This is a genomic window from Sphingomonas sp. P3_C5 (assembly GCF_056402635.1).
Map to the genome: position 1 here is coordinate 924,363 of NZ_JBFUHA010000001.1, position 23,888 is coordinate 948,250.

Sequence of the window (23,888 nt, forward strand, 5' to 3'; positions counted from 1 at the left end):
GGCCGTTACAGCCCCGAATCGACATGTTGAGCCCACTCCCCGCCGCTGCCCATATCCTGGCCTATGCCCAGACGCTGAACGGCGGTGGGGTCGAGCGTGCCCTGCTGCGTCTCGCCCGGAGCTGGAGCGAAATGGGCCGGCGCGTCACCCTTTTGATCGGGGATGCGAGCGGGCCTCTCGCGGCTGAGCTGCCCGAGGGCGTCGATTTTCGCGTGCTTGGCGATCCGTCGATCGGGGCTATGCGCGCTCTTGTCGGGCTGGTGCGCGAAATCTCGCCTGATATCGTGTTCTGCCCGGGCAATCATTACAGCGGCGTCGCCGCCTTCATGAAGCTGCGGCTTGGCCGGCATTGCCCGCCAATCGTCGCCAAGGTCTCGAATCGCCTGGCGCGTACCGATCAGCCCTTCGGCGTGTCGCAGGGCTATCGTGCCTGGCTTAGGCTCCATCCCGGCTTTGTCGATCATGTGGTCGCGATGTCGCCGGCGATGCGCGACGAGGCGATCGCGACGATGCATATCGCACCCGGTCGGGTCAGCGTGATTCCCAATCCACCGGTGCAAGTGCAGGCATCATCGCCGCCACCCTGGCTACCCAGCGCGCGTTTCCTGCTCGGCGTGGGGCGGCTCACCCAGCAGAAGCGCTGGGACCGGATGATCGAAGCGCTGCCCCAGCTTGCTCAGCGCGATACCGAGCTTCTCATCCTCGGCGAGGGCGAGGCGCGCCCTGCGCTCGAGGCGCAGATCGCGGCGCTCGGGCTTGGCGGCAGGGTTCACCTGCCCGGCTATGATCCCAATCCCAGGCCCGCCTTCGCGCGCGCCGCTGCGGTGGTGCTGACCTCAGACTTCGAGGGCGTACCCGGCGTGCTGCGCGAGGCGCTTGCCGAGGGCGCGCCGGTCATTGCCACTGATTCGAGTGTCGCGGTTCGCGAGATCGTGTCGTCGCCGGCTCATGGCAGCGTGGTGCCGGCGGGGAATGCGCGGGCGCTGGTCGACGCGCTCGACCATTGGCTTGCCCCGAACCGGCTTCGCCCGATGCCGGTGCCCGAGCCCGGCACCAACGCCGCGCTGCATTATCTCGATCTGTTCGATGCGGTGGTGGCTGAGCGACGACGCGGTTAAGCGATTTTCACGCGATCCGGATGGGCAGCGGCGATCTCCGGGACGTCTGCAGCGGCCGCATCGGCAGCTACCAGCTTGGGAAACGCATCGAGCGGGACCGACATGCGCCGGGCATTAAACATCTGCGGCACGAGGCAGACGTCAGCGAGGTTGGGGGACTCTCCGCCGAGAAACGGCCCGGGACCCGCAAGTGCCTCGAGTGCGGTGAAGCCTTCTATGATCCAGTGCCGATACCACTCGTCCTTCGCCGCCTGGTCAGCACCGAACTGGCTTTCGAGCCGCTTCAGGATCCGGAGATTGTCGACCGGATGGATATCGGCGGCGATCACCAGTGCTTGGGCGAGCACGCGGGCGCGGGCGAGTGGCTCTTGCGGCACCAGCTTCGGATCGGGCCAGAGCGCGTCGAGATAGTCGATGATCGCCAGGCTCTGGGTGATCGTCTCGCCATCCACCTCGAGCGTCGGCACGAACCCTTGCGGGTTGCGCGCTAGATTCTCAGGCGAGCGGTGCACGCCCTCGAGCAGTGCGATGTCATGGCGTTCATAGGGGACGTGCTTCAGGTGAAGCGCAATCCGCACCCGATAGGCGGCGGACGATCGCCAATAATCGTAAAGCCGGATCATGCCGCGCTCCCGTCTCCGATGGCGCGCTCCGAATTGCGCTCGAGCGCAACCTTGATCATCGCAACCATGGGATCGGCGAGCGCGAGGCCGATCACCCCGAACAGGGTGCTGGCGAGGATCTGCGAGGAAAGGGTGAGGGCGGGGGGCATGTCCACGGTTCGCCGCGCGACCATCGGGATGACGACATAGCCGTCGAAATTCTGGACGATGAAATAGGTGGCGACTGCCCACCAGCCGGTGTGGACGCCGGCGCTGAAGCCGACTGCGACCATCAGCACCCCGGTGATGATCGCGCCGATATTGGGGATGAATGCAAGCACGCCGGCGATCAGGCCGAGCACCAGCGCCATCGGCACGCCGCCGATCGTCAGCGCGATCCAGATCAATGTCCCCTCGAACAGCATGCCGAGCAGTCGCCCCGCGAGCAGGCGGCGCAGCGTCAACGCCATCCGGTCTATGGTGATGGCGAATTCGGGGCGCGCGTCGGATGGGACCAGCCATTGCAGCCCGCGATCATAGAGGCGCGGCTCCATCGCCACGAACAGGCCGATGACCACCACCATGAGCAGGCTCGCGACTGCGCCGACCGCCGAGCCGACAAAGGAGGTGACCTTGCCGAAAGACCCCATTGCTTGTTGCATCAGGCCGTTGATGTCGGCGCGGCCGGGCATCAGCCCGAGGCCCGAGGCCCAGGCGATGATCCGGTTACCCTGGATCTCCAGCGTGAGGCGAAGCTGCTCCGCCTGCGCCGCGACCTGGACCCCCGTCATGTAGAAGACGCCGAGGATGAACGCGACCACGCAGAGCATGACGATCAGCAATCGCCAGCCGCGCGGGATCGGCAGGATGCGGCCGAGCAGGCGGACCCCACCATCGAGCATCGAGGCGAAGACCAGCCCGCCGAAGATGATCAGCAGGGGCTGGATCAGCAGCACCACCAGCGCCATCCCCGCGGCGAGGCCGAGCCAGATGGTGGCGCGCTTCAGTTCCTTGCGGACAAAAGGATCGCGCAGCTCGTTCGGGCCGGGTTCCGACACGACCTGATCGGCTGCGGTCTCCATCTACTTGTCGCTCGCCGGGTGAAGCGAGGTGCCTGCCCGGCCGGAGCGGAAACTCTGACGCCAGGTGAGGGGGTTCCAGCTGCCATTGCCGCTCTTGGAGAAGGTGATGAACTCGGCGCGGCCGCCCAGATTCTCCCAGGGCACCGGTCCGCCCAGGCCCATCGCCTCGACCGGGAAGCGGCTGTCGGCGCTGCGATCGCGATTGTCGCCCATCAGGAAGACATGGTTCGCCGGAATCGTGACCGGTCCGTAATTGTCGCCGTCGCTATAGCCGAGCTCGACCGTTTCATAATGTCGGCCGTTGGGCAGCGTCTCGGTGATGAGGGGGAGGCGGCAATATTGCTTGCCGTCCTTTCCGGTCGTCAATGCGCCTGGATATTCACTGTCGTCGCAGGTCGTTTTCGCGTCGACCGGGAGGAAGGTGTCGTGCGGTGCGCTGCGTTTCAACGCTGTCCCGTTCAGGTACACAGTGCCGCCGATCACCTGGAGCCGGTCGCCGGGCAGCCCGATCAGCCGCTTGATATAATCGGTGTTGCGCCCCGGCGGGGTGACGATGACGACATCGCCGCGCTCGGGCATGCGGCCGAACAGCCGGCCATGGATGAAGGGGAGCTGGACGCCCCAGCTCTCGACATTCTCCTGGCGGAGCACGAGGCTGCGGAAGATCGCGACCGGATTAGGGATCGTCGGTGAGACGAAGGACCAGCCATAGGCATATTTGGTGACGATCAGCTGATCGCCGACCTCGAGCCCGGGCAGCATCGATTCGGACGGGATATAGAAAGGCTTGGCGATGAAGCTGTGGAAGCCGAGCACGGCCAGGACGAGCCAGACAATGCCCTTGACCTCGCCCCACCAATCGGTTTTCGAACGCGCGTCGCTAGCCGGCTCCGCACCGGGCGCGGCCTCCTGCTCGGGTAGTGCGTCCAACGCGAACTCCTCACTCATTCTCTATCCTCGGTCCTGATCGCCTCGATCACCACGAATGCCTGCGCCCATGGATGATCGTCGGTTAGCGTCAGATGTACCATCGCGAGGTGGCCCGCTGGTGTCAGTGCGTCAAGCCTTGCCCTGGCTCCGCCCGTCAGCGCGAGGGTCGGCGCGCCCGACGGGGCGTTGACCACGCCAATATCCTTCATGAACACGCCGCGCTTGAAACCGGTGCCGACCGCCTTGGAAAATGCCTCCTTGGCGGCGAAGCGCTTGGCGAGCGTGCCGGCCTTGGTGAAGGGCCGGCGATTGCCCTTGGCGCGCTCGATCTCCGTGAAGACGCGGTTCTCGAACCGCTCGCCGAACCGGTCGAGCGACGCTTGGATACGCTCGATATTGCAGAGATCGGAGCCCAGGCCGATGATCATATTTCCCTCTCCCAGCGGGAGAGGGAGGGAGCCGCGAAGCGGCGGAAGGGTGAGGGTGACGGGTCCATCACGGTCGCCCTCACCCTTCCCATGCCTACGGCATGGGCCCCTTCCCTCTCCCGCTGGGAGGGGGAGATCACCGTGCTCCGTCCTTGGTCTTGCGCGACGCTCGCTCGACCAGCTCCGGAATGCCCCCGGCCCTCTGCTCTTCAAGCAACCTGTCGCGAAGGTTGGTCAACACCTCGCCCAGCCAGTTGGTGCCGCGCCACCTTGTCCGGTCGTGCGCGTCCGGGCTGTCGGCGGCGAGGCCGATTCCCCAGATCGTATCGAGCGGGCTCGCCTCGACGATCGTTGTACCTTCAGTCTCGAGCAGGATCGTCAGCAGGTCGCGGTGAGTGGTGAACTTCGCGCGGTTGCCGCGATAGACCACCTCGCGCGCGACCGCGTTCCAGCGATCCGCGTCGAAGAAACGGACTTTCCGGCCGAGCGCCTTCTGATCGCGCGGGTCGGTCGCAACGAGGATGCGCTCGCGAATCTCCTCGTCGCGGAACAGCCGGGCCTTTTCCGCCATCATATATTGCTCGGCGGTCACATAGACGGTGCCGTCGATCGTGAATCGGCTTGGGTGCCACTGCGAGAAAGGGCCACTCCAGAAAAAGGTGAAACGCTCTTCGGTCATCGTGCGGCGTCCATTGCCGCGCGCATCTGATGCACCGCTTCGCCGAGGCCGACGAACATCGCCTCGCCCACCAGGAAATGGCCGATATTGAGCTCGCGGATCTGCGGGATCGCGGCGATGGGGGCGACATTGTCATAGGTCAAGCCGTGGCCGGCATGGACCTCGATACCGTTCTTCGCGGCCAGCGCCGCTGCATCGGCGAGGCGGCGCAGTTCTTCGGCCTGGGCCTCGCCGGAAAGTTCGGCATAACGGCCGGTGTGCAGCTCGACGACCGGCGCGCCGAGGCGGAGTGCTGCGTCGATCTGGCGGGGGTCGGGTTCAATGAACAGGGACACGCGGATCTTCGCCCGACCCAGCTCGTCGACGAGATGCTGGAGATGATTATGCTGGCCGGCGGCGTCGAGCCCGCCCTCGGTAGTCCGTTCCTCGCGCTTTTCGGGGACGATGCAGGCGGCGTGCGGCAGATGGCGCAGCGCGATCGCCAGCATTTCGTCGGTCGCCGCCATTTCGAGGTTGAGCGGAATCGTCAGCTGCTCGGAAAGCCGGGCGATATCGTCGTCAGTGATGTGGCGGCGGTCTTCGCGCAGATGCGCCGTGATGCCGTCGGCACCGGCCTCGGCGGCGACGAGGGCGGCGCGGACCGGATCGGGATAGCCGGCGCCGCGCGCGTTACGGACGGTCGCGACATGGTCGATATTGACGCCCAAACGTAAAGAGGGGGGCGCGGGAACCGTCATGCCGCGGCCCGGCTGCCCGGCTTGATCGCGGGGATCGCTGCGAGCCCTGGCGGGAGTGCGTCGGCGCTATAGGTCGGCACATCGAGCCGAATCAGCGGGAAGAACGGCACGCCGAGATAGGCGGTGCCGCCCGAACGATCGACCAAAGCCGCCGCGGCGATGGTCTCGCCGCCGGCGCGGTCGATCGCGGCGATGGCTTCGCGCGAGGAGAGGCCGGTGGTCACGACGTCCTCCATCATCAGCACGCGGGTGCCGGGCGCGAGGCGGAACCCACGGCGCAGCTCGAATACGCCCTCGGGCCGTTCGAGGAACATCGCCTCGACGCCGAGCGCGCGGGCCATTTCATGTCCGGCGATCACGCCGCCCATGGCCGGCGAGACCACTGCCTGGATTCGGGTACGCACCTCTTCGGGCAGGCGTTCGACGAGCGCGTTTGCGAGGCGCGCGCCGCGCGCGGGATCCATCAGCACGCGCGCACATTGCAGATAACGCGGGCTGCGCAGCCCCGAGGAAAGGATGAAATGCCCTTCAAGCAGCGCGTCGGCGGCGCGGAACTCGGCCAGGATCTCTTCGTCGGTCATGATGCGGGCGCATTCCTCTAAGTAGATGGGCCTCTTCATCGACCGGCCTGGTCGCGAACGCCGCTCTTCGTGCGCGGGGTTGATAGGAGTGCGGTGCGCATGGTGCAACGCCACTGTCAAAAAACGCGCGCGACATGCTTGAGACACTGGGGACCTACGCGTATAGGCCCTCCCAAACGGGCGTATTCGCGTCCGGGCGCCGGGCCTGCGGCGCATCCGTCAGGGGTAACGAATCACGATGCGCATGTTGGGTCTCAAGTCGATCATACTGGCCGCCGGGCTCGCGCTGGCCGGTGTCGGCCATGCCACGCCGCTGGCGCCGGCCTCACCGGCCGCCGCGCCGGTAGCTGCGCCGGCGAGTACCACGCCAGCCGCGGCTCCGGCCGCCGCAAAGCCCGCCGCTGCGGCACCGACTGATCCGATGCTGGCCATGGACGGCGCGCCGGCGATGCTGCCGACCCCGGGCATCGGCATGCCGGTTGCCGGTGAATATGGCATGCAGCCGCAGGTTACGAAGAATGGCGAACGTGCGCTGGGGTTCCACAACTACATCCTGGTTCCGGTCATTACCGTCATCTCGCTGTTCGTGCTGGTGCTGCTGCTGTGGGTGATGTTCCGCTACCGCGCGAGCGCCAATCCGGTGCCGTCCAAGACCTCGCACAATACCCTGATCGAGATCATCTGGACCGCCGTTCCGGTGATCATCCTGGCGCTGATTGCCGCGCCGTCGATCGGCCTGCTTGCCGCCCAGTTCAAGCCAGCACCGGCTGGTGCCGTTACGCTCAAGGCGATCGGCAACCAATGGTATTGGAGCTATCAATATCCTGACAATGGCGGCTTCGAAATCACCTCCAACATGCTCAAGGAGCAGGGCGAAGGTCAGCCGGGCGAGCGCACCCGCACCGACGCCGATGGCCCGAAGCTGCTGGCGACGGACAATCGCGTCGTTCTGCCGGTCGGCGTTCCGATCCGCCTGCTCACCACCTCGAACGACGTGATCCACAGCTGGTCGATCCCGGCCTTCTGGATCAAGCTCGACGCAGTGCCCGGCCGGGTCAACGAGACCAGCTTCACGATCGAGAAGGAAGGCGTTTATTACGGCGTCTGTTCGGAACTGTGCGGCGCCCGTCACGGCTATATGCCGATCACCGTTGAGGCGGTGAAGCCGGCGGTGTTCGCAGCCTGGGTCAAGGCCAAGGGCGGCACGATGCCTGCCGCAGGCAAGCCCTCGACCGCTACGCCCGCCCAGCCCGGCGCGGCGCTCGAGACGAACACCTCGGAGATCGCCAACACCACCGGACCGGTCGAGAATGCGACCAGCGCCGCTCCCGCCACCAATCAGGCTGCCACGGCTAATCCCGCCGGCGCCGGCAATGCTGGACAGTAAGACATGACCGACACCGCCCTTCATCCGTCAGCGTTCGATGCGCATCATGACGATCACGCGCATCACGATGCCGATCACAAGCCGGCTTTCTTCCAGCGCTGGTTCATGTCGACGAACCACAAGGACATCGGCACGCTCTACCTGATCTTCGCGATCTTCGCGGGGATCGTCGGCGGCGCCATTTCGGGGCTGATGCGCCTCGAGCTTGCGCATCCCGGCATTCAGTATCTCGGCACCTGGGCGAGCTTCGTCCATCAGAGCCCGCAGAGCCTCGACGAATCGCTTCACTTCTGGAACGTGCTGATCACGGCGCACGGCCTGATCATGGTGTTCTTCATGGTCATGCCGGCGATGATCGGCGGGTTCGGTAACTGGTTCGTGCCGTTGATGATCGGCGCGCCGGACATGGCCTTCCCGCGGATGAATAATATCAGCTTCTGGCTGCTGATTCCGTCGATGATCCTGCTTTTCTCCTCGCCCTTTTTCGGCGGCGCGGGCAATGGCTGGACGCTCTACGCGCCGCTATCGACCTATGGCGAGCCGGGGCCGTCGACCGACATGGCGATCCTCGCGCTCCACCTTGCCGGTGCGAGCTCGATTCTGGGTGCGATCAACTTCATCACCACCATCTTCAACATGCGCGCGCCGGGCATGACGCTGCACAAGATGCCGCTGTTCGTGTGGTCGGTGCTGGTCACCGCCTTCCTGCTGCTGCTCGCGCTGCCGGTGCTGGCTGCTGCCATCACCATGTTGCTGACCGACCGCAACTTCCACACCACCTTCTTCGATCCGGCTGGCGGCGGCGATCCGATCCTGTACCAGCATCTCTTCTGGTTCTTCGGCCACCCCGAAGTGTACATCATGATCCTGCCGGGCTTCGGCATGGTCAGCCAGGTGATCTCGACCTTCTCGAAAAAGCCCGTCTTCGGCTATCTCGGCATGGCCTATGCCATGGTCGCGATCGGCGTGGTCGGCTTCGTCGTCTGGGCGCACCACATGTTCACCACTGGCCTATCGGTCGATGTGAAGATGTACTTCACCGCGGCGACGATGGTGATCGCGGTGCCGACCGGCATCAAGATCTTCTCCTGGATCGCGACGATGTGGGGCGGCTCGCTGAGCTTCAAGACGCCGATGATGTGGGCGATCGGCTTCATCTTCATGTTCACCGTCGGTGGCGTGACGGGTGTGGTGCTCGCCAATGGCGGCGTCGACGACAATATGCAGGACACCTATTATGTGGTGGCGCATTTCCACTATGTGCTGAGCCTCGGCGCAGTGTTCAGCCTGTTCTCGGGCTTCTATTACTGGTTCCCGAAAATGTCGGGCCGGATGATGAACGAGGCGCTCGGCCATGTGCATTTCTGGGTGTTCTTCATCGGCGTGAACATCCTGTTCTTCCCGATGCATTTCCTCGGCCTGCAGGCGATGCAGCGCCGCGTTCCGGATTACACCCCGGCGCTCGAGCATTGGAACACGATCGCCTCCTATGGCTATGCGATCATGGGCGTTTCGATGCTCGTGTTCTTCGTCAACCTGTTCTGGTCGCTGGCCGCAGGCAAGAAAGCCGGCGACAGCCCCTGGGGTGACGGCGCGACGACGCTTGAATGGACGCTGTCGAGCCCGCCGCCTTACCATCAGTTCGAGACGCTGCCCCGTATAGACTGACGACCGGAGCCGCCCGCGGCGGCAGATGAAAATTCCCCTCCCGCTTGCGGGAGGGGAGGATATGAAAATGGCCACAACGACCGCTCAGCCCATTGCCCTTCCCGCTGACTGGCGCGATTTCCTCGCGCTCACCAAGCCGCGGGTGATGACGCTTGTCGTCTTCACGGGGCTGTGCGGAATGCTGGCGGCGCCGGTGCAGATCGCGCCGGTCCTCGCCTTCACCGCGATCCTGTGCATTGCGCTTGGCGCGGGCGCGGCGGGGGCGCTCAACCAATGGTATGAGGCCGATCTCGACGCGAAGATGAAGCGCACCGAGCGCCGTCCGCTGCCGGCCGGCCGGATGGACCGGCAATCGGCGCTGCATTTCGGGGTCGGGCTCGGCGCTTTCTCGGTGATCTTGATGGGTCTGGCGACGAACCTGCTCGCGGCGGGCATCCTGGCCGTCTCGATCCTGTTCTATGTTCTTGTCTACACCGTCTGGCTCAAGCGCCGCACGCCGCAGAACATCGTTATCGGCGGCGCGGCCGGCGCCTTCCCGCCGCTAATCGGCTGGGCAGCGGCCACCGGCCATGTCGCGGTGCTGCCGGTGCTGCTCTTCGCGATCGTTTTCCTGTGGACACCCCCGCATTTCTGGGCGCTCGCTCTGTTCATGAAGAGCGATTACGCGGCCGCCGGCGTGCCGATGCTGCCGGTGGTTTCGGGCGAGCGGGTCACGCGGACGCAGATCGGCCTGTATACGATCCCGATGGCGATCGCCGCCATCGCACCCTGGGCGCTTGGATTGACTGGTGCGTTGTACGGCGTCGTCGCTGTCGTCGCGACGCTCGTCTTCGCGGCCCTCGCGCTACAGGTAAGCCTGCGCACCACCGGTGCCACGGATGCCATGCGGCCCGAGAAACGGCTGTTCGCCTGGTCGATCCTCTATCTTTTCATTCTTTTCGGGGCGATCGTGATCGACCGCTGGATATTCGCATGACCCAGCCTGACGACGCCCCGCGCCCGGATGCGTCCCCGTGGCAAAAGCCCGGCGCGGCGCAGAGCGACGCGATCCGGAAGCGCCAGCGCAGCCGCTCCGTCGTGATGGCGCTGCTGCTGGGGGCGTTCGCCGTGCTGATGTTTGGCATCTCGATCGCCAAGATCAAGGCGGGGATGGCGCATTGACCCCCAAGATCCGCACCCTGGTTTTCGCCCTTCTCGGCATCTGCTTCATGACCGGCCTCGGTTGGGCGAGCGTGCCGCTGTACCGCGTCTTCTGCCAGGCGACCGGGTTGAACGGCACCACGCAACGCGGAAAGGTCGCGCCAGGCGCGGTCGATCAACAGGTGCGGGTCGATTTCGACACCAATGTCTCGCCCAAGCTGCCCTGGAAGTTCGTGCCGGAAAATCCGTCGGACATGGTGGCGATCGGCGCGCGCGACATGGCGTTCTTCACCGCAACCAACACAAGCGACCATGCGATCACCGGCACCGCGACGTTCAACGTCACGCCGGCCCAGGCGGGCAAATATTTCACTAAGATCCAGTGCTTCTGCTTCACCCAGCAGACGCTGAAGCCCGGTGAGACCGCGCGCATGCCGGTCATCTTCTTCGTCGATCCCAAGATTCTTGCCGATCCGGATGCGGCGGACATCAAGACGATCACCTTGAGTTACACTTTTTACCCTGTGGATTCCGCGAAAGCTGCAAGCTAGAGCGGGCTCGACAGCCTATTGAACGGGGACCGAAATGGCCGGCGCCAAGAATCACGATTATCATATCCTTCCGCCCGATATCTGGCCGTTCTTCGGTGCCTTCTCGGCACTGGCAATGGCTATCGGCGGCATTATGTGGATGCATGGCGGCCATGTCGGCCATCCGAATGGCGGCGGTATCCTGTTTTTCATTGGCGTGGCCTTGGTGCTCACCACCATGTTCAGCTGGTGGAGCAACGTGATCCGCGAGGCGCATGCCGGCGATCACACCCCGGTCGTGCAGCTTCACCTGCGCTACGGCATGATCCTGTTCATCGCCTCCGAAGTGATGTTCTTCGTCGGCTGGTTCTGGGCCTTTTTCGATTTCTCGCTGTTCCCGGCGCCGGTCGCATACGACATGGCGACGCACACCACGAGCCTGATCACCGATGCGGCGGCGACTGCCTCGACCTGGCCGCCCAAGGGCATCGAAGTCCTCAACGCGTTCAAGTTCCCGCTGCTCAACACGATCATCCTGCTGACCTCGGGCACGACGGTGACCTGGGCGCATCACGCGCTGATCCATGGCCAGCGTGGCGGCGAGAAGACAGGCCTCTGGGGCCTTATCGGCGTCGGCAACCGCGACGGCGTGCTCAAGGGCCTGTGGCTGACGATCATCCTCGGCCTGCTGTTCAGCTCGATCCAGGCCTATGAATATTCGGACGCGCCTTTCCCCTTTCAGGGCATCAACTATGGCGCCTCCTTCTTCATGGCGACCGGCTTCCACGGCTTCCATGTCATCATCGGCACGATCTTCCTGACCGTTTGCCTGATCCGCGCGTACAAGGGCGACTTCACCCCGCGCCAGCATTTCGGCTTCGAGGCCGCTGCCTGGTACTGGCACTTCGTTGACGTGGTGTGGCTGTTCCTGTTCGTCTCCATCTATGTCTGGGGCGGCTGGGGCGCGCCGGTCTATAGCGGCTAGGCCGGTGGCGGGCTGGCATCTCGCACAGGTCAATATCGGTCGGCTCGCAGCGCCGGCCGATGACCCTCAGGTCGCGGGCTTTTTCGAGCAGTTGGACGCAATCAACGCGCTGGCCGATGCGAGCCCCGGTTTCATCTGGCGCCTGAAGGGCGAGGGCAACAGCGCCACCGATCTCCAGCCGACGCCCGATCCGAGGGTGATCCTCAACATGTCGGTCTGGGCCGATGCCGAGTCGCTGTTCGACTATGTCTATCGCAGTGCCCACACCCCGGTGATGGCGCAGCGCCGCAGCTGGTTCGAGCGCTTCGACGGCGCCTATCAGGTCTTGTGGTGGATCCCCGCCGGCACCATCCCCACGATCCACGACGCGCTCGCACGGCTCTGGCTGCTCGATCGCTATGGTCCGAGCGACCGCGCCTTCACCTTCAAGCTGCGCTATCCGGCGCCCGATGCCCCCGGCATTCCGGTCGACATGCAGCCTGACCCATGGTGCATCGGCCACGCCTGAATCACCTTCCTCGCTGAACTCCGCGCCTGCTCCCACACCGGCAGCCGTGGCGATCAAGGGATTGTGCCCGCGCTGCGGCGCCAAAACGCTGTTCACCGGGCCGATCAAGTTCACGAGCAGCTGCAGTGCCTGCGGGCTCGATTTCGCCGGCTTCAATGTCGGTGACGGGCCAGCGGCGTTCCTCACCTTCCTGCTCGGCGGACTCCTCGTCGGCCTGTCGCTGACGCTTGAGCTGACCATCGAACCGCCGCTCTGGCTGCTCGCACTCATTCTCATCCCGCTCGGCGTGGTCAGTGTGGTCGGCGCGCTCAGGATCGCGAAAGGCGTGCTGCTCGCGCTCGAATATCGGAACTCGGCACGCGAGGGGCGCATTTCAGACCAATGAAACGCTTTCCGATCCTCGCTACGATTCTGGTCGGCCTCGCTATCGCTGCAATGATCGCGCTTGGCGTCTGGCAGCTCCAGCGCAGAGGCGAGAAGGAAGCGCTGCTGGCGCAGATCTCCGCGAATCGCACGCTCCCGCCGATTGCCTTTCCTCGCATTCCCGTCGGCGAGAGCCTGCTCTTCCGCCGCGCGAGCGCTTTTTGCCTCCAGCCGGTGAGCTTCAAGGCCGAGGGCGGGCGGAGCGCAACCGGACGAACGGGTTGGCGCCAGATTGCGCAGTGCCGCACCGGCGCCGAAGGGCCGGGATTCGCGGTTCAGATCGGTGTCGCCTCGGCTGTTGATACGAAGCCGAACTGGAAGGGTGGGGAGGTCAGCGGCTACATCACCCATCTGCCCGATCACCGTCCCTTGATCGCCTCGCTTTTCTCGCGCGCGCCGAAGACCCTGATGCTGGTCGCTGACAAGCCTGCGCCTGGCCTCGAGGCAAACCCGGAGCCCGATCTGTCGGCGGTGCCGAACAATCACCTGGCTTATGCGGTGCAATGGTTTCTGTTCGCGGCTGTCGCGGCGATCATTTACGGGATTGCTCTCAGGCGACGGTTGAAGCCCTGACAAGCTTGTGACTTTGCCGCGTCGCGGTTAGGCGGCAATGCCATGCGCTATATCAGCACCCGCGGGGCAGCTCCCGTACTCGATTTCGAACAGGTCACGCTTGCCGGCCTCGGCAGCGACGGCGGCCTTTATATCCCCGAATCCTGGCCAAGCCTGAGCGCGGACGAGATCGCGGACTTACGCGGCCTGTCCTATGTCGACACGGCAGTCGCGGTGATGGCGCCCTTCGTCGAGGGCACGCTGACCCGCGAGGAACTGCGCGGGCTCTGCGCCCAGGCCTATGGCCGCTTCGCGCACGCCGCCGTCACCCCGCTCGTCCAGCTGGACGAGCGCCAATGGCTGCTCGAACTGTTCCATGGCCCGACGCTCGCCTTCAAGGATGTCGCGCTCCAGCTCCTCGGCCTGCTGTTCGAACGTTTCCTGTCGGGAACCGACAAGCATCTGACCGTGGTCGGCGCGACCTCTGGCGATACCGGCTCGGCCGCGATCGATGCGCTGGCTGGGCGTTCGGGCGTCGATGTCTTCATGCTCCACCCCAGGGGCCGCGTGTCCGATGTGCAGCGTCGGCAGATGACGACAGTGCTCGCGCCCAACATCCACAATATCGCGATCGAGGGCAGCTTCGATGACGCCCAGGCGCTGGTGAAGGCGATGTTCAACAATCCCGGTTTTTCGGGAAAGTTCGCGGTCTCGGCGGTCAACTCGATCAACTGGGCGCGGCTGATGGCGCAGGTCGTCTATTATTTCTACGCCGCGGTCCGCCTCGGCGCTCCCGAGCGGCCAGTCGCCTTCTCCGTGCCGACCGGCAATTTCGGTGACGTCTTCGCGGGCTATGTCGCGGCGAAGATGGGGCTGCCGGTGGCGAAGCTGGTCGTCGCGACCAACGTCAATGACATCCTCCACCGCGCGCTCAGCGCTGGTGATTATTCGCAAGGCACGGTCGTGCCGACACCGAGTCCGTCGATGGATATCCAGGTCTCGAGCAATTTCGAGCGGCTGCTATTCGATCTCGGCGGCCGGGATGGCGCTGCAACCGCCGCGCAGATGGGCGGCTTCGAGGCCTCGAAGGCGATGCGCCTCACCAATGCCCAGCGTGAGGGCGCCGCGCATTTGTTTGCGAGCGACCGGATCGATCTCGACGATATGGCGCTGGCGATGCGCTGGGCGTGCAATGGCGCCGGGCAGGTGATCGATCCGCACACGGCGATCGGCCTTGCCGCAGCGCGCCGCGTGGATTTGCCCGCCGATGTGCCGATCGTGACGCTCGCCACCGCGCATCCGGCGAAGTTCGGCGACGCGGTCGAGCGCGCGACGGGCGTGCGGCCGGCGCTTCCGGCGCGGATCGGTGATCTGTTCGACCGCGAGGAGCGCTATGCGACTCTGCCCGGCACGTTCGAGGCCGTCACCACCTATATCGCCGAGCGGGCGGTGGCGCGCCCGTGAAGGCCCGGCGTTTCTGATGGAGCTCAAGACTCTCATCGGCGAGCCCTGGGCCGATTACGGCCTTATCGATTCGGGGGGCGGCAAGAAGCTCGAGCGCTATGGCCGCTTCCGCTTCATCCGCCCCGAAGGCCAGGCCTTATGGGCGCCCGCCAAGGACGATTGGCGCGCGCACGCGGAATTCGTGCCGGGTTCCGACGAGGATGGCGGCGGTCGGTGGGAATTCGCCGAACCGGTGCCGCGTGAGGGCTGGCCGCTGAAATGGGACGATGTCAGCTTCACCGCCCAGACCACGCCGTTCCGCCATCTCGGCTTCTTCCCCGACATGGCGCCGGTCTGGTCCTGGATGCGCGAGCGCGTGGCCGGCATGGAGGCGCCCGAATGCCTCAACCTGTTCGGCTATACCGGCGTCGGCACGCTGGCGATGGCGTCCAAGGGTGCGAAGATGGTGCATGTCGATGCGTCCAAGAAATCCGTGGAGGGCGCCCGCGCCAATGCGCAGCTCTCCGGCATGGCCGACAAGCCGATCCGCTGGATGACCGACGACGCGACCAAGTTCATTGCCCGCGAAGTACGGCGCGGGCGGCGCTATGACGGGATCCTGCTCGATCCGCCGAAATTCGGACGGGGACCTGAGGGCGAAGTGTGGCGGCTCGAAGAGGGCTTGCCGGGGTTGATCGCCGATTGCCGCAAGCTGCTTGATGGCGAATCGCGATTTTTGTTTTTGACCGTCTATGCGGTGCGGATGTCGGCGTTGGCGATTGGGGAGCTGCTCAACCAGGTGCTCGGCGATCTTGGCGGGACGGTCGAGGCTGGCGAGCTGGCGGTACGCGAAGAGGCGCGCGGGTTGCTGCTGCCGACGGCGATATGGGCGAGGTGGAGCCGCTAGTCTAAATCCCCCTACCGCTTGCGGGAGGGGAGAGGAAGGTCAGTCCATCCCGGCTCGCATCGCGGCACCCGCCACGAATGGCGCGCCGGCCAGCAGCAGTAAACTCACAGCAGCCAGCAACTTCACCGCGCCGAATCCCCCATCAATCGATCCAGCCCCGAAGATCAGCAACGGCACCGCAAGCGGCAGCATCACGAGCCCCGCCACCGCGCCAGCGCCGCGCAGCCCTGACACCAGCGCCGAGGTTGCGACGGCAAGCGCTGCCAGTCCGGGGGTACCGATCAGCAATCCAGTCTCGACCTTCAGCAGCGTCGCCCCCGACAGGTCCAGCAGCCCGGCGGCAATCACCGCCGCCAGCATCAGCGGCGGCCCGAAGGCCAGCCAATGCGCCGCGATCTTCGCCACCGCGACGCTCGCCATGCTGAGGCCGCGCACCGCGAACTGATCGAGCACGCCGCTTTCCGCATCCGGCCCGATCAGCCGCTCAACCGGCATCAGCGCGGCGAGGAGAGCGGCTGCCCAGATCACACCGCCGCCGACGCGTGCGAGCAGCGCCGCATCGGGCCCGATCGCGAAGGGAAACAGGATCGTGACGAGCAGGAAAAAGGCGAGCGTATAGGTCACGCTGCCGCCGGCCCAGGCACGGCGAAGGTCGCGCGCGACAAGGGCGAGCAGCGGCGTCACGCGGCATCCCCAAGCGTGATCGCCTGCGCGCCCGGCACATTGATCGGCAAATGTGTCGCAATCAGCGCAATGCCGCCCCTCGCGCGGTGACCGGCAATGAGCGTCTCGAGGGTTCCAACGCTCAGATCGTCAAGGCCATTGGCGGGCTCGTCCAGCAGCCAGACCGGCGCGCCGCTTGCCACCACTCGCGCCAGCGCCGCGCGCCGGCGCTGGCCGGTCGAAAGCAATCGCACCGGTACCTCGGCGAGCGGCGAAAGCTGGGTTGCCTCGATCGCCCGCGCGACCCTGCCATGCGGATCGTCGCCTTCGTCGAGCGCCGCCCAGAAACGCAGTGCGTCACCAAGCCGCCTGTCCGAATCCAGGGCGCTAGCCTCGGCCATCAACGCACGCGCTGCCGGCCCCTCGACGCTGCCCGCTGCCGGCGCGAGCAGTCCGGCTGCGACCCTGATCAGGCTCGATTTGCCAACCCCGTTAGGGCCGATCACCACCGCCGCCCCACCCGGCTCGATCGCGAAGGACAGCGCCTCGAACAATGTCCGGCCGCCGCGCGCGCAGGTCACTGAGCGGAAGGTCAGGCTTTCCGTCACGCCACCGAATCTTCGAGCGCGTGCATGTCCTCATCGGAAAGGCCGAAATGATGTCCGACCTCATGGATCATGACATGCGCGACCAGCTCTTCAAGCCCGACGCCTGTCTCGATCCACTCCTTGAGGATCGCCCGGCGATAGAGATGGATGCGATCGGGCAATGCACCCGATTCCATCGAGGATTTCTCCCCCACCGGCCGGCCATGATACATCCCGCTCAGGTCGAGCGGATGCTCGATGCCGAGCGCGTCGAGGGTTTCCTCATCGGCCACCTCCTCGACGATCAGCACGACATCGCCGAGATGGGCGCGAAATTCGGCGGGTAGGGCGGCAAGGGTTGCACGCGCGATCGTCTCGATCGCTGCGGCATCGGGCGCGGTGCGCGGTTGAACGGGCGCTGACATGAGCTATGCCTTAGGGTGAAGGCGCGCGAAGTGCCAGCAGGAGGGCGACGTGACGATCGAGCAGCTCAGCGACGAAGATCGGGCCGAGGCGCTCGATACGCTCGACGAATGGGATTATGACGAGTCGCGTGATGCGATCACGCGCAAATTCCTGTTCGCCGATTTCAGCGAAGCCTTCGCCTTCATGACACGCGTCGCATTGCTTGCGGAGAAGGCGGACCATCATCCCGAATGGTCGAATGTCTGGAACCGGGTGGAGATCCTGCTCACCACGCATGACGCCGGCGGCTTGTCGCAGCGCGATGTCGACATGGCCGAGGCGATCGACCTGCTGGTCGATTGAGTCTTCCTCAACCCCTCCCCTTCAGGGGAGGGCTAATTAGTCCTTCGGCGCGACGGTGCCGCGCCGCATCATCTTGCGCATTTTGCCGGGCATCCAGCGCGCGCCAAAGGCCATGCGGAAGGCGGTTTTACCGACATAGGTGTGGAGCTTGTCGCCATGCACCGCCGCCCAGGCCGCTTCGGCAACCTCCTCGACTGCGGTCAGCTCGAGCCCCGCAGCGGTCACCGTCTCGCGGATCGAGTGGTTCGAGCCGCCGGCCGGCGCCTTCAACAGCGGCGTGTCGATAAAGCTCGGCACGATGGCGCGCACCTTGATGCCCGCGCCGGCCCATTCGCCGTCGAGACCCTCGGTCATCGCGCGCACGGCGAACTTGGTCATAGAATAGGGAACCAGGCCCGAGCAGCCGTAGATGGCGGACGCCGAGGCGGTGTTGAGCAGGCAGGATCCCGGCGTTCGGGCGAGATAGGTGTAACCGATCCGCGCGCCGTTCAGCACGCCCGTCAGGTTGATCGCGATCGTCCGGTCGATATCGTCAAAGCTCGTCTCGATGAGCGGTCCACCGGTGCCGATCCCGGCATTGTTGAACAGCACGTCGAGCCGCCCGCCGCTCGATGCTGTGAAGGCGTCGAGATTGGCGACCCACGCGTCGCGGTCTCGCACATCCATCACGTAAGTGGTCGCCATGCCGGGGGGCAGCATCGCCGCGGTCGCGGTCAGCCCGGCGGCATTCACATCGGCGAGCCCGACCCGCCAGCCGCGGCTTGCGAACAGTTTCGCCGTCGCCTGGCCGATCCCCGATCCGCCGCCGGTGATGAAGATCGCTTTCTGGTTTGCGTCGGCCATTTCTTGCCCCTCCGTTATCGTCATGCCGGACTCGTTCCGGCACCACTGGCCCGCATGCACCTCGATCTCGGTTCTTGCGGCACGGTGGACCCCGGAACAGGCCCGGGGTGACGGTGTGTTTGACCTGACCGTTATCCTCCAGCACAACCCGCGTCGATGCCAGAATCGCGCACCCCGGGCCCGTCGGTTGCCTTTGCCGATGTGACGAAACGCTATGCCAGCGGCGCGGTGGCCGTCGACAACGTGTCGCTGGAGATCGCCGGGGGCAGTTTCGTCGCGCTGGTCGGCACATCGGGCTCGGGCAAATCGACCCTGCTCAAGATGATCAACCGGCTGGTCGAGCCGAGCGCCGGCACCATCGCCATCGATGGCGAGCTGGTCGGGCAGGCCGAGCTGCACGATCTGCGCCGGGGCATCGGCTATGTCTTCCAGAATATCGGGCTGTTCCCGCATATGACCGTGGCCGAGAATATCGGCATCGGCCTGCGGCTGGCGGGCGAAAAGGACCGCGGATCCCGCGTCGCCGAGCTGCTCGATCTGGTCGATCTGCCGCGCGATTTCGCCGGCCGCATGCCTGATGCACTGTCGGGCGGTCAGCGCCAGCGGGTCGGCGTCGCGCGGGCGCTGGCGCGCCAGCCCGGCCTCATGCTGATGGACGAGCCGTTTGGCGCGCTCGATCCCGTCACGCGCGACCAGCTCGGCGCGGCGATCCGCGCGCTCCATGACAGGCTCGGCCTCACCACGATCATGGTGACGCATGACATGGCCGAGGCGCTGCTGCTCGCTGACCGGGTGCTGGTGATGGCGGGTGGGCGGATCGTTGCCGATGCCAGCCCGAAGGCGCTGCTGGCCGGCAAGGGCGGTCCGGAAGCCGATGCGCTCGTCGCGGTGCCCCGCGAACAGGCGCGCCGCCTACATGCGCTGGAGGACGAGGCGTGAGCGCTTTCCTCGAAGCTCTCTCCCGCGTGCCGCCGCTGCTCGCGCAACATTTGCTGCTCGCCTTTTCCGCGCTGGCGCTCGGCATGGTCATCAGCCTGCCGCTGGCGATCTGGTCGGCCCGCCGCCCGACCGTCGCGCGCATTGCGCTTGGCTTTGCGAGCCTGATCCAGACCATCCCGTCGCTTGCCCTGCTCGCGCTTTTCTACCCGCTGCTGCTGTCGCTCTCGGTACTGGTCGGCGGTGGCATCCCGGCACTCGGCTTCCTGCCGTCGCTGCTTGCGCTGACGCTCTATGCGCTGTTGCCGATCCTCCGCAACGGCGTCACTGGCCTGGCCGGGATCGATCCGGCGGTGATCGAGGCGGCTGACGGCATGGGCATGACGGCGTGGCAGAAGCTCCGCCTCGTCGAGGCGCCCTTGGTCGCGCCGGTGCTGATGGCGGGCATCCGCACCGCGGCGGTCTGGACCATCGGCGCGGCAACGCTCTCCACCACGGTGGGCCAGCCGAGTCTCGGCGATATGATCTTCGCGGGCCTGCAGACCCAGAACTGGGCGCTGGTCCTCGCCGGCTGCCTGGCCGCGGCGGTCCTGGCGCTGACGGTCGATGCGCTGCTCGGCGTGATCGAGCGCGGCATCGCCACGCGCAAGCGGACGCGCGCCTTTGTCGCGGCCGGGTTGCTCGCGATCGGCGTCCTCGCCGCGCTAGCACCGTTATGGCCGAGGGGCGGGCAGACCGTGGTGGTCGGCGCCAAGGGCTTTTCCGAGCAATATATCCTTGCCCGGGTGATCGGCCACCGGCTCGAGGCGGCCGGCTATCATGTCGAATATCGCGAGGGGCTCGGCTCGGTCGTCGCCTTTTCCGCAACGGCGGGCGGCGATGTCGATGTCTATGTCGATTATTCGGGGACGATCTGGACCAACGAAATGAAGCGCACCGACGTACCGCCGCGCGCCGCGATCGTACAGGGCGTCGCCGCCTGGGCCGCGCGGGAGCATGGCGTTGGTATGGCCGGCACGCTCGGCTTCGAGAACACCTATGCCTTTGCAATGCGCGGTGACGATGCTGCGCGCCGCCACGTGACCAGCATTGCCGACCTGACCGCGATCGCTCCGCAGCTCCGATTCGCGACTGACATCGAGTTTCTCGAACGGCCTGAATGGGCGGCGGTGAAGCGAGCTTATGGCCTCGAATTCAAATCGGCGCACCCCTATCAGCCGACATTCATGTTCCGGGCGCTGACTGACGGCACTGCCGATGTGATCCCCGCTTTCTCCTCGGACGGCCGGATCGCAGCGGACAAGCTCACCGTGTTGGCCGATCCAAAAGGCGCGATTCCCGGTTACGATGCGATCCTGATGGTCGCGCCGCGCCGCGCGCGTGACCAACGCTTCCTGCGCGCGCTCAGGCCGCTGGTCGGGCATGTGCCAGTGGAGGCGATGCGCGAGGCGAACTACATGGTCGACCGCGACGACAACAAGGCCTCGCCCGAAGCGGCGGCGCGGTGGCTGGAGAAGAAGCTGGGGTTCTAGGCGCGAACCGCTGTCACAAAATAATCGAGCTTCATATCGTCCGAGATCACGAAGCCCCTGGCCGGCGAGAAGCTCAGGCCGCGCGTATCGACCACCTTCAGCCCCGCCTCCTCGAGCAACGCTCCAAGCTCGTCGGGCGTCAGGAACTTGTTCCAGTCATGCGTACCCTTCGGAATCTGCCCGGTGCCCTCGCCGATTGTGATCAGCGCGATGTGCGAGAGCGCGGTGCGATTCGGCGTCGACAACACCAGTAACCCGCCATCCGCCAGCGCACCTGCAAGGCCAGCGATGAAGGCGGCCGGATCGGTGACATGCTCGATCACTTCGAGGCTGGTCACCAGATCGAAACGCTGGCTGCCAAGGCCTTCGATCCCGCCGGTGCGATAATCGATGGGCAGGCCCGATTGCAGCGCATGGGCATGCGCCGCCGCGATATTCTCCGCCGCCGCGTCAATTCCCGTGACGGCGGCACCGAGTCGGGCGAGCGGCTCGCACAGCAGGCCTGCCCCGCAACCGACATCCAGCGCGGTCTTGCCGGAAAGCGGCGTGAAGCTTGTCTCGTCCAGTCCCCAATGCCGGTCCGCCGCCTCGCGTAGATAGCGGAGCCGCGCCGGATTCAGCCGGTGGAGCATCGCTGAGGAACCCTTCGGGTCCCACCAGTTAGCCGCCAGCCTGCCAAAATGCGCTGCTTCGGCGGGATCGATCGTTGTTACGGGGTCGCTTGCTATCACCATTGCGCCTTCCTATCAGGGCGCCCCGCCCACCCCAAGGAATTCTCGCAAGCTCATGGCCCGTATCGTGATGAAGTTCGGCGGCACGTCGATGGCCGGGATCGAGCGGATCCGGAGCGTCGCCGCGCGTATCAAGCGTGAGGTCGATGCCGGCAATCAGGTCGCCGTCGTCGTCTCGGCGATGGCCGGCGAGACTGACCGCCTCGTCAATTTCTGCCGTGAAGCGTCCTCGCTTTACGATCCGCATGAATATGATGTGGTCGTCTCGGCGGGTGAGCAGATCACCAGCGGCCTGCTCGCGGTGGCGCTTCAGGCGATTGGTGTTCCAGCGCGGAGCTGGCTTGGCTGGCAGCTGCCGATCCGCACCTCGGACGGACACGGCTCGGCCCGTATCGCCGAAATCGATACGACCGCGCTGAACGTATCGCTGGCCAAAGGCGAGGTCGCGGTGATCCCGGGCTTCCAGGGCGTCGCTGCGGGCGAGCGCGTGACGACGCTCGGGCGCGGCGGCTCGGATACTTCGGCGGTGGCGATGGCGGCGGCGATGAAGGCGGATCGCTGCGACATCTATACCGATGTCGACGGCGTCTACACGACCGACCCACGCATCGTCCCGCGCGCGCGGAAACTGAAGCGCGTCACTTATGAGGAAATGCTCGAGCTCGCGAGTGTCGGGGCGAAAGTGCTCCAGACGCGCTCGGTGGGTCTTGCGATGAAGGAACAGGTCCGCGTCCAGGTGCTCTCGTCGTTCACGGACGACGATGCACCGATGGCGGACACATTGCCCGGTACGATGATCGTGGGCGAAGAGGAGATCGACGATATGGAACGCCAGCTCATCACCGGCATCGCCCACGACAAGAACGAAGCGAAGATCACGCTCACCTCGGTCCCTGACCGGCCGGGCTCGGTCGCCTCGATCTTCGTGCCGCTGGCCGATGCGAACATCAATGTCGACATGATCGTCCAGAACGTGGCGCATTCGACCGGATCGACTGACGTGACCTTCACTGTCCCCTCGTCGGATCTGGCGCGGTCGCTTGAAGTGCTCGGCAATGCGAAGGGCGATATCGGCTATGTCGATCTCGTCCACGATACCCGCGTGGCCAAGATCTCGGTAGTCGGTGTCGGCATGCGCAGCCATGCGGGCGTCGCCGCGACGATGTTCAAGACGCTTGGCGAGCGCGGCATCAATATCCAGGCCATCACCACCTCGGAGATCAAGGTCTCGGTGCTGATCGAGGAAGATTATACCGAGCTCGCGGTGCGCGTGCTCCACACCGCTTATGGGCTCGACGCGGAGGACGCGGCGTGAACCGCTGAGGGTCGGACGCAAAACTCCGGGTACGATCTTCAGCAATCTCCAGCAGGATCATTGTCTGGAAAGCGTTGGTGAGGAATTCATGAAAGAGCCAGTCTCAGCCAGCACAATAAAGCTGATTGACAACACGAGCTACGTTCCCCTCCTCGTTGAGGAATATGTCCTGCTCGGTATGTTGGAAGACTATTTGGGTCGCAATGCCGGACTCAACGATGACCTGGTCGATCAATTCTATCCGGCAGAGCGGGGTGCGGTACGATTCTTCCTCGATCACGTTGCTTTGCTGGAGCCGAGCATCTCGGCACCGCCGTATATCCAGACCCTCGGTACTGGCCACATTCGAATCATATCCGCTGAGCTCAAGGCGCGTCTGGAGGCATTTTACGAAGGGCCCGTTTCGAACACGCCATGGGAAGGGCGTACTTCGATGCGACTATCCTCAGCCGCATTTCCAGTCATCACAAGTCGACAATTCGTCCGCTCGGAGATGGATCCGAGATTCTCGTATATCTATGGTGTTTATCTCAGATACGGAAAGGGAGAGCATCACATCGAGCTGGCGAATTCATCAGACCGTGTTGAATTGCTCAAAAACTTTTTGGTCGATTTGGATTCTGAATGGGTCTCACATAAATTCACCGTCAAATCGGTGCCATGCCGAAATTCCATCGATTTCGAGCCCAGCCAGCCGCTTGCTGCGCTGCTCGCGCGTGCGACACAGGAAAAGAGCAGCGTGCTGAAGGGAATAGACTAGCTTCCGTCGACTTCTGCGGGTGGGTACGGGTGATAATCCGCTATCTCGGCGGG

The 23,888-nt window shown here is 65.1% G+C and carries 29 protein-coding genes; 17 read left to right on the forward strand and 12 right to left on the reverse strand.

Annotation, left to right across the window (positions count from 1 at the left end):
- The first annotated feature begins 23 nt into the window (after nucleotides 1-23).
- The gene (locus AC1DVS_RS04450; RefSeq protein ID WP_478020593.1) at nucleotides 24-1,118 is read left to right on the forward strand and encodes a glycosyltransferase; all 1,095 of its coding nucleotides are present in this window, start codon (nucleotides 24-26) and stop codon (nucleotides 1,116-1,118) included.
- Here the strand turns inward: AC1DVS_RS04450 and maiA are convergent.
- The 7 genes from maiA to pyrE all read right to left on the reverse strand — a co-directional run bounded on the left by maiA (nucleotide 1,115) and on the right by pyrE (nucleotide 6,157).
- The gene (maiA, locus tag AC1DVS_RS04455; RefSeq protein ID WP_478020595.1) at nucleotides 1,115-1,741 is read right to left on the reverse strand and encodes a maleylacetoacetate isomerase; all 627 of its coding nucleotides are present in this window, start codon (nucleotides 1,739-1,741) and stop codon (nucleotides 1,115-1,117) included. The two genes, AC1DVS_RS04450 and maiA, sit on opposite strands and share 4 nt — an antisense overlap.
- Entirely contained in the window at nucleotides 1,738-2,802 is a 1,065-nt protein-coding gene (locus tag AC1DVS_RS04460) for an AI-2E family transporter (RefSeq protein ID WP_478020597.1), read from the reverse strand. The genes maiA and AC1DVS_RS04460 overlap by 4 nt, the downstream gene beginning before the upstream one ends.
- Nucleotides 2,803-3,750 (reverse strand): signal peptidase I, encoded by a 948-nt coding sequence (gene lepB / locus AC1DVS_RS04465; protein WP_478020599.1) that lies wholly within the window; start codon nucleotides 3,748-3,750, stop codon nucleotides 2,803-2,805.
- Nucleotides 3,747-4,160 (reverse strand): holo-ACP synthase, encoded by a 414-nt coding sequence (gene acpS / locus AC1DVS_RS04470; RefSeq protein WP_478020600.1) that lies wholly within the window; start codon nucleotides 4,158-4,160, stop codon nucleotides 3,747-3,749. Before acpS ends, lepB begins: the two co-directional genes overlap by 4 nt.
- Before the next feature lie 136 nt (nucleotides 4,161-4,296).
- Nucleotides 4,297-4,839, reverse strand: a complete 543-nt coding sequence (locus AC1DVS_RS04475; protein ID WP_478020602.1) for an NADAR family protein — start codon at nucleotides 4,837-4,839, stop codon at nucleotides 4,297-4,299.
- The gene (locus tag AC1DVS_RS04480) at nucleotides 4,836-5,576 is read right to left on the reverse strand and encodes a pyridoxine 5'-phosphate synthase (RefSeq protein ID WP_478020604.1); all 741 of its coding nucleotides are present in this window, start codon (nucleotides 5,574-5,576) and stop codon (nucleotides 4,836-4,838) included. The genes AC1DVS_RS04475 and AC1DVS_RS04480 overlap by 4 nt, the downstream gene beginning before the upstream one ends.
- The gene (gene pyrE, locus AC1DVS_RS04485; protein WP_478020606.1) at nucleotides 5,573-6,157 is read right to left on the reverse strand and encodes an orotate phosphoribosyltransferase; all 585 of its coding nucleotides are present in this window, start codon (nucleotides 6,155-6,157) and stop codon (nucleotides 5,573-5,575) included. The genes AC1DVS_RS04480 and pyrE overlap by 4 nt, the downstream gene beginning before the upstream one ends.
- 238 nt (nucleotides 6,158-6,395) lie before the next feature.
- Here pyrE and coxB point away from each other — a divergent pair, with 238 nt between their 5' ends.
- From coxB to AC1DVS_RS04540, 11 genes are all read left to right on the forward strand, one after another.
- Nucleotides 6,396-7,544 carry a cytochrome c oxidase subunit II gene (gene coxB / locus AC1DVS_RS04490; RefSeq protein ID WP_478020608.1) on the forward strand — a complete coding sequence of 383 codons (1,149 nt, stop codon included), beginning with the start codon at nucleotides 6,396-6,398 and terminating at the stop codon, nucleotides 7,542-7,544.
- A 3-nt stretch (nucleotides 7,545-7,547) separates the two neighbouring features.
- The gene (gene ctaD, locus AC1DVS_RS04495) at nucleotides 7,548-9,212 is read left to right on the forward strand and encodes a cytochrome c oxidase subunit I (RefSeq protein ID WP_478020610.1); all 1,665 of its coding nucleotides are present in this window, start codon (nucleotides 7,548-7,550) and stop codon (nucleotides 9,210-9,212) included.
- 67 nt (nucleotides 9,213-9,279) lie between these two features.
- Nucleotides 9,280-10,188: a heme o synthase gene (locus tag AC1DVS_RS04500; RefSeq protein ID WP_478020612.1), complete on the forward strand. Its 909-nt coding sequence runs from the start codon at nucleotides 9,280-9,282 to the stop codon at nucleotides 10,186-10,188.
- Nucleotides 10,185-10,373 carry a hypothetical protein gene (locus tag AC1DVS_RS04505; RefSeq protein ID WP_478020614.1) on the forward strand — a complete coding sequence of 63 codons (189 nt, stop codon included), beginning with the start codon at nucleotides 10,185-10,187 and terminating at the stop codon, nucleotides 10,371-10,373. Before AC1DVS_RS04500 ends, AC1DVS_RS04505 begins: the two co-directional genes overlap by 4 nt.
- A complete protein-coding gene (locus AC1DVS_RS04510; RefSeq protein ID WP_478020615.1) occupies nucleotides 10,370-10,903 on the forward strand; it encodes a cytochrome c oxidase assembly protein in 534 nt (177 codons plus the stop codon). The genes AC1DVS_RS04505 and AC1DVS_RS04510 overlap by 4 nt, the downstream gene beginning before the upstream one ends.
- 34 nt (nucleotides 10,904-10,937) lie before the next feature.
- Complete coding sequence (locus AC1DVS_RS04515) at nucleotides 10,938-11,867, forward strand: cytochrome c oxidase subunit 3 (protein ID WP_478020617.1); 930 nt, start codon at nucleotides 10,938-10,940, stop codon at nucleotides 11,865-11,867.
- A 4-nt stretch (nucleotides 11,868-11,871) separates the two neighbouring features.
- Entirely contained in the window at nucleotides 11,872-12,375 is a 504-nt protein-coding gene (locus AC1DVS_RS04520) for a DUF3291 domain-containing protein (RefSeq protein WP_478020618.1), read from the forward strand.
- Between the two features lie 46 nt (nucleotides 12,376-12,421).
- Nucleotides 12,422-12,760, forward strand: coding sequence for a DUF983 domain-containing protein (locus AC1DVS_RS04525; protein ID WP_478020620.1), 339 nt, complete (start codon nucleotides 12,422-12,424; stop codon nucleotides 12,758-12,760).
- On the forward strand, nucleotides 12,757-13,371 hold the full coding sequence (locus AC1DVS_RS04530; protein ID WP_478020622.1) for an SURF1 family protein: 615 nt from the start codon (nucleotides 12,757-12,759) through the stop codon (nucleotides 13,369-13,371). Before AC1DVS_RS04525 ends, AC1DVS_RS04530 begins: the two co-directional genes overlap by 4 nt.
- 42 nt (nucleotides 13,372-13,413) lie before the next feature.
- Entirely contained in the window at nucleotides 13,414-14,814 is a 1,401-nt protein-coding gene (gene thrC, locus AC1DVS_RS04535; RefSeq protein WP_478020624.1) for a threonine synthase, read from the forward strand.
- Nucleotides 14,815-14,830: 16 nt separating this feature from the next.
- Nucleotides 14,831-15,700, forward strand: coding sequence for a class I SAM-dependent methyltransferase (locus AC1DVS_RS04540; protein ID WP_478020626.1), 870 nt, complete (start codon nucleotides 14,831-14,833; stop codon nucleotides 15,698-15,700).
- A 39-nt stretch (nucleotides 15,701-15,739) separates the two neighbouring features.
- Here the strand turns inward: AC1DVS_RS04540 and AC1DVS_RS04545 are convergent, their stop codons facing one another.
- The 3 genes from AC1DVS_RS04545 to AC1DVS_RS04555 are packed head-to-tail and all read right to left on the reverse strand — an operon-like array spanning nucleotide 15,740 to nucleotide 17,375.
- Nucleotides 15,740-16,375, reverse strand: coding sequence for a heme exporter protein CcmB (locus tag AC1DVS_RS04545; RefSeq protein WP_478021259.1), 636 nt, complete (start codon nucleotides 16,373-16,375; stop codon nucleotides 15,740-15,742).
- Between the two features lie 5 nt (nucleotides 16,376-16,380).
- Nucleotides 16,381-16,971, reverse strand: coding sequence for a heme ABC exporter ATP-binding protein CcmA (gene ccmA, locus AC1DVS_RS04550; protein ID WP_478020628.1), 591 nt, complete (start codon nucleotides 16,969-16,971; stop codon nucleotides 16,381-16,383).
- Nucleotides 16,968-17,375 (reverse strand): metallopeptidase family protein, encoded by a 408-nt coding sequence (locus tag AC1DVS_RS04555; RefSeq protein ID WP_478020630.1) that lies wholly within the window; start codon nucleotides 17,373-17,375, stop codon nucleotides 16,968-16,970. Before AC1DVS_RS04555 ends, ccmA begins: the two co-directional genes overlap by 4 nt.
- Nucleotides 17,376-17,424: 49 nt before the next feature.
- Between AC1DVS_RS04555 and AC1DVS_RS04560 the strand changes: the two genes are divergently transcribed.
- Nucleotides 17,425-17,718, forward strand: a complete 294-nt coding sequence (locus tag AC1DVS_RS04560; protein ID WP_478020632.1) for a 4a-hydroxytetrahydrobiopterin dehydratase — start codon at nucleotides 17,425-17,427, stop codon at nucleotides 17,716-17,718.
- A 36-nt stretch (nucleotides 17,719-17,754) separates the two neighbouring features.
- Here AC1DVS_RS04560 and AC1DVS_RS04565 read toward each other — a convergent pair whose 3' ends face one another.
- Nucleotides 17,755-18,561, reverse strand: a complete 807-nt coding sequence (locus AC1DVS_RS04565) for an SDR family oxidoreductase (protein WP_478020634.1) — start codon at nucleotides 18,559-18,561, stop codon at nucleotides 17,755-17,757.
- Between the two features lie 156 nt (nucleotides 18,562-18,717).
- Between AC1DVS_RS04565 and AC1DVS_RS04570 the strand changes: the two genes are divergently transcribed.
- A complete protein-coding gene (locus tag AC1DVS_RS04570; RefSeq protein ID WP_478020636.1) occupies nucleotides 18,718-19,500 on the forward strand; it encodes an ATP-binding cassette domain-containing protein in 783 nt (260 codons plus the stop codon).
- Entirely contained in the window at nucleotides 19,497-21,029 is a 1,533-nt protein-coding gene (locus AC1DVS_RS04575) for an ABC transporter permease/substrate-binding protein (RefSeq protein ID WP_478020637.1), read from the forward strand. The genes AC1DVS_RS04570 and AC1DVS_RS04575 overlap by 4 nt, the downstream gene beginning before the upstream one ends.
- Here the strand turns inward: AC1DVS_RS04575 and ubiG are convergent.
- Nucleotides 21,026-21,763 carry a bifunctional 2-polyprenyl-6-hydroxyphenol methylase/3-demethylubiquinol 3-O-methyltransferase UbiG gene (gene ubiG, locus AC1DVS_RS04580; RefSeq protein WP_478020639.1) on the reverse strand — a complete coding sequence of 246 codons (738 nt, stop codon included), beginning with the start codon at nucleotides 21,761-21,763 and terminating at the stop codon, nucleotides 21,026-21,028. The genes AC1DVS_RS04575 and ubiG overlap by 4 nt on opposite strands.
- A 52-nt stretch (nucleotides 21,764-21,815) precedes the next feature.
- Here ubiG and AC1DVS_RS04585 point away from each other — a divergent pair, with 52 nt between their 5' ends.
- Together AC1DVS_RS04585 and AC1DVS_RS04590 are read left to right on the forward strand one after the other, a co-directional pair.
- On the forward strand, nucleotides 21,816-23,075 hold the full coding sequence (locus AC1DVS_RS04585; protein WP_478020641.1) for an aspartate kinase: 1,260 nt from the start codon (nucleotides 21,816-21,818) through the stop codon (nucleotides 23,073-23,075).
- Between the two features lie 88 nt (nucleotides 23,076-23,163).
- Nucleotides 23,164-23,835 carry a hypothetical protein gene (locus AC1DVS_RS04590; RefSeq protein ID WP_478020642.1) on the forward strand — a complete coding sequence of 224 codons (672 nt, stop codon included), beginning with the start codon at nucleotides 23,164-23,166 and terminating at the stop codon, nucleotides 23,833-23,835.
- Nucleotides 23,836-23,888 lie beyond the last annotated feature (53 nt).